At 75.0% G+C, this 4,194-nt stretch carries 3 protein-coding genes; all 3 read right to left on the bottom strand.

Annotation, left to right across the window (positions count from 1 at the left end):
* Positions 1-73: 73 nt before the first annotated feature.
* From NH602_RS28740 to steA, 3 genes are read right to left on the bottom strand one after another with little or no spacing between them, the layout of a single operon-like run.
* The gene (locus tag NH602_RS28740) at positions 74-1,846 is read right to left on the bottom strand and encodes a CTP synthase (protein ID WP_253069444.1); all 1,773 of its coding nucleotides are present in this window, start codon (positions 1,844-1,846) and stop codon (positions 74-76) included.
* A 22-nt stretch (positions 1,847-1,868) separates the two neighbouring features.
* On the bottom strand, positions 1,869-2,792 hold the full coding sequence (locus NH602_RS28745) for a copper transporter (protein WP_253069445.1): 924 nt from the start codon (positions 2,790-2,792) through the stop codon (positions 1,869-1,871).
* The gene (steA, locus tag NH602_RS28750) at positions 2,789-3,976 is read right to left on the bottom strand and encodes a putative cytokinetic ring protein SteA (protein ID WP_179760165.1); all 1,188 of its coding nucleotides are present in this window, start codon (positions 3,974-3,976) and stop codon (positions 2,789-2,791) included. Before steA ends, NH602_RS28745 begins: the two co-directional genes overlap by 4 nt.
* Between the last annotated feature and the right edge of the window lie 218 nt (positions 3,977-4,194).

Here is a 4,194-nt window from a genome sequence, read left to right on the forward strand (position 1 = left end):
GCCGCGCCCGGCGGCAGGGCCTCGGGCCGCCGTGCCGGACCGGGCCACCGTCGGCGGCCCGGTCCGGTCGGGGTCAGCGGGCGGAGGTGCTCTCGGCCCGGGCCACGCCGTTGCCGCCCGCGCCGACGGCGACGTCGTCGCCCTCGACCGTCTCGGCGTCGTCGGTGTTGTCCCGGCCGGGCAGGTGCACCGGCAGCCGGTCCTCGGCCCGGTAGCGCAGCGCCGCCTTCACGAACGCCGCGAACAGCGGGTGCGGCCGGGTCGGGCGGCTCTTGAGCTCGGGGTGCGCCTGGGTCCCGACGAAGAACGGGTGCTGCGACGACGGCAGCTCCACGAACTCCACGAGCGTCCCGTCCGGGGAGGTCCCGAACACCAGGCCCGCCTCGGTGAGCTGCTGCCGGTAGGCGTTGTTCACCTCGAAGCGGTGCCGGTGCCGCTCGGAGATCTCGCGCGACCCGTAGGCCTTCGCGGCGACCGAGCCGGGCTGCAGCACCGCCGGGTAGGCGCCCAGGCGCATGGTCCCGCCCATGTCCCGCTCGCCCGCGACGACGTCGCGCTGGGTCGCCATCGTCGAGATCACCGGGTGCGCGGTCTCCGGGTCGAACTCGGTCGAGCTGGCGTCCTCCAGGCCGGCGACGGTGCGCGCGGTCTCGATGACCATGCACTGCAGGCCCAGGCACAGCCCCAGGGTGGGGATGCGCCGGGTGCGGGCGTGGGTGATCGCGCCGAGCTTGCCCTCGATGCCGCGGATGCCGAAGCCGCCGGGGACGAGCACTCCGTCGACGCCGTCGAGCGCCTCGGCCGCGCCGGCCGGGGTCTCGCAGGAGTCCGACGGCACCCAGCGGATCGCCACCTTGGCGTGGTGGGCGAAGCCGCCGGCCCGCAGCGCCTCGGTGACCGAGAGGTAGGCGTCGGGCAGGTCGACGTACTTGCCGACCAGTGCGATCGTCGCGGTCTCCCGCGGGTGGTGGACGCGGTCGAGCAGGTCGCCCCACACGGTCCAGTCGACGTCGCGGAACGGCAGCCCGAGCCGGCGCACGACGTAGGCGTCGAGGCCCTCGCCGTGCAGCACCTTCGGGATGTCGTAGATCGACGGGGCGTCCGGGCACGCGGCGACGCCGTCGAGTTCGATGTCGCACATCAGCGAGATCTTGCGCTTCATGCCCTCGGGGATCTCCCGGTCGGCGCGCAGGACCACCGCGTCGGGCTGGATGCCGATGTTGCGCAGCGCCGCGACGGAGTGCTGGGTCGGCTTGGTCTTCAGCTCGCCCGACGGCGCCAGGTACGGCACCAGCGACACGTGCAGGAAGAAGCAGTTGTCCCGGCCGACCTCGTGGCGGACCTGGCGGGCGGCCTCGACGAACGGCAGCGACTCGATGTCGCCGATGGTGCCGCCGACCTCGGTGATGACGACGTCGGGGGCCAGGCCCTCGGCGTCGGGCTCGGCCATCGCGAGGACACGGTCCTTGATCTCGTTGGTGATGTGCGGGATCACCTGGACGGTGTCGCCGAGGTACTCGCCGCGGCGCTCCTTGGCGATGACCTCGGAGTAGACCTGGCCGGTGGTGACGTTGGCCCGCCCGGCGAGGTCGCGGTCCAGGAACCGCTCGTAGTGGCCGACGTCGAGGTCGGTCTCGGCACCGTCCTCGGTGACGAACACCTCGCCGTGCTGGAACGGGTTCATCGTCCCGGGGTCGACGTTCAAGTAGGGGTCGAGCTTCTGCATGGTGACGCGAAGCCCGCGCGCGGTGAGCAACTGACCGAGACTGGAGGCGGTCAGGCCCTTACCCAGCGAGGACGCGACCCCACCGGTGACGAAGAGATGACGGGTGGCGCGAGTCTGCACGGAGTTTCAGCCTACCGATCGGTCATGGGGCGGCGGGAACCGGCCCCACCGTTCCGGCCCCGGAACCGTAGCGGCCGGTGCCTCCTGCCTGTCGTTCGGCGAGCGCGAGCACGGTCGCGACCCGCCCGGCCCCGGTACCGACGCCGTCGACGGTGGCGAGCCGGCCCATCGGACCGGCCCCGGACGAGCGGGCGGCGGCGACGGCCGAGCCGTCCGCGGCGTCCCGTCCGGCCAGCACGGCTCCCGCGCCACGACGGTCGAGCTCCGCGGCCAGTGCCGCGGCGGTGGACGCCGAGGCGCCGGCGTCCACGCCGGAGTACGCGACACCGGTGACGACGACGGCCACCCGTCCGGCCGCGGGACTGCCCTGCGGTGCCTCGGCGAAGCCGCCGCCGGCGAGCCCGGCGAGCACCGCGCCGGCCCCGTCCGGGTTTGGTGCGGGGCCGTCGGGCGGGGCCAGCAGCGCGGAGCCGAGCAGGCCCCCGGCGAGCGCACCGGCGTCGGTGGCGGTGGGGAGCTGGGCCCCCGACGGCAGCAGCCGTGCGGACAGGTCGCGCAGCTGGTCGGCGCGGGCCGGGTCGGTGACGGCCGGGGTGAGCACGACCTCCCCCGCGACGCTGCCCCCCGCGGCGACGACGAGCTCGGCGACCGCGCGCGTGTCGGACGGGTCGGCACCGAGCGCGACGACGGTCACGGGCACCCCGGTGAGCTTCCCGCGCACCAGGTCCGGTCCGACGCGGCCGGCGAACTCGTCACTGGCGTGCAGCTGCGCGGCCAGGGTGTCGCGTTCGACGCTCAGCCGGGCGGTCTCGCCCGTGTCCGTCCCCGAGGCCGCGACGTCGGCGATGCGCTGCGGGAGCCCGACGACGGCGAGGACGAACCCGGCCGCCAGGGCCAGCACGAACACCGCGACCAGGGCGATGCGGTGGTGGCGCCGCGAGATCACGCCGGGAACCATCCGGCGACCAGGGCCCGCAGGCTCTCCAGCACGCCACGCAGCCACTCCAGCACCGCGGGGCCGCCGCCGGACACGAGCACGGCGACGACGACCGCGACCACCGCGGCCGCGACGAGCAGCAGCAGCGGGGCGAACGAGGTCCGGCTCCGGTACATCTGGGCGATCATCGCGCCGTCGACGACGCTGCCCCCCGCCTGCAGCCGGGTCAGGAACGTCGAGGCGTTGCTGCCCGACCGCCCGCGGTCGAGGAACTCCCCCATCGACGCCGACAACCCGACCGTGACGATCATCGAGGCGCCGCGGTGGTGGGCGAGCAGCAGGGCGAGGTCCTCGGGGTTGGCCATCGACGGGAACGTCACGGCGCTGGCGCCCAGGTCCTGCACCCGGTGCAGCCCCGGGGCGTGCCCGTCGGGGAAGGCAGGGACGACGACGTCGGCGCCGCTGGTCAGCGCCTGGTTCGACACCTCGGACGGGTCGGCGACAATGAGGTCCGGGCGGTGGCGCGCGTTGAGCAGCGCGTCCGCGCCCGCCCCGACGCCGACGAGTACCGGCCGGTACTCCTTGATGTAGGCCTTGAGCCGCTTCAGCACGGCGAGGTGCTCGAACCCGGCGGCGACGACGAGCACCGGCCGCCCGTCGAGGGCGACGTCGACCTCGGGGACGCCGTGCCCGTCGAGGAGCAGCGAGCGCTCGCGGCGCATGAACTCGATGGTGTTCGCGGCGAACGCCTCGAGCTGGTGGGTCAGGCCCTGCTTGGCCTCGTCCAGGGCGTCGGCGACGGTGTCCTCGGTCTGCTCCCGGCCCTCGCACAGCGGCTGCTCGCCGGTGTAGAGCACGCCGTCGTGCAGCCGCACCCGGATGCCGTCCTTGACCGCGCGCAGGGTGTCGGGACCGCAGTCGTCGACGAGCGGGATGCCCGCCTCGACGAGCACCTGCGGGCCGAGGTTCGGGAACCGGCCGGAGATCGACGGGGCGGCGTTGACGACCGCGGCGACCCGAGCGGCGACGAGCGCGTCCGCGGTCGCCCGGTCCAGGTCGACCTGGTCGATCACGGCGATGTCGCCGGGGCGCAGGCGCCGGAGCACCGACTCGATACGACGGTCGGCGCGGGCCGGGCCGGTCAGGCCCGGCAGCTCCGGTCGGGAACGGTGCAGCAGGCCGGACAGCTTCATGTGGCGCACTGTGACAGGTGGGACGTCCGTGACCACGCAGGCACGCCGCGCGAGACCGCGACGTCACCGGCCCGGACGATCCCCCGTCGCTCCCCGGGTGGCGACACCCGGACCACGCGCCGCTCACCCACAGCGACGGCGCGCCGCCCGGGCGGCCGTCGGCCGGGCCCGCTCAGCCGGCCCGGCGCCGCCGCGACGCGGCGGCGGGACGGCCCGCG

The organism is Pseudonocardia sp. McavD-2-B (assembly GCF_024124365.1).
GTDB classification, from domain to species: domain Bacteria; phylum Actinomycetota; class Actinomycetes; order Mycobacteriales; family Pseudonocardiaceae; genus Pseudonocardia; species Pseudonocardia alni.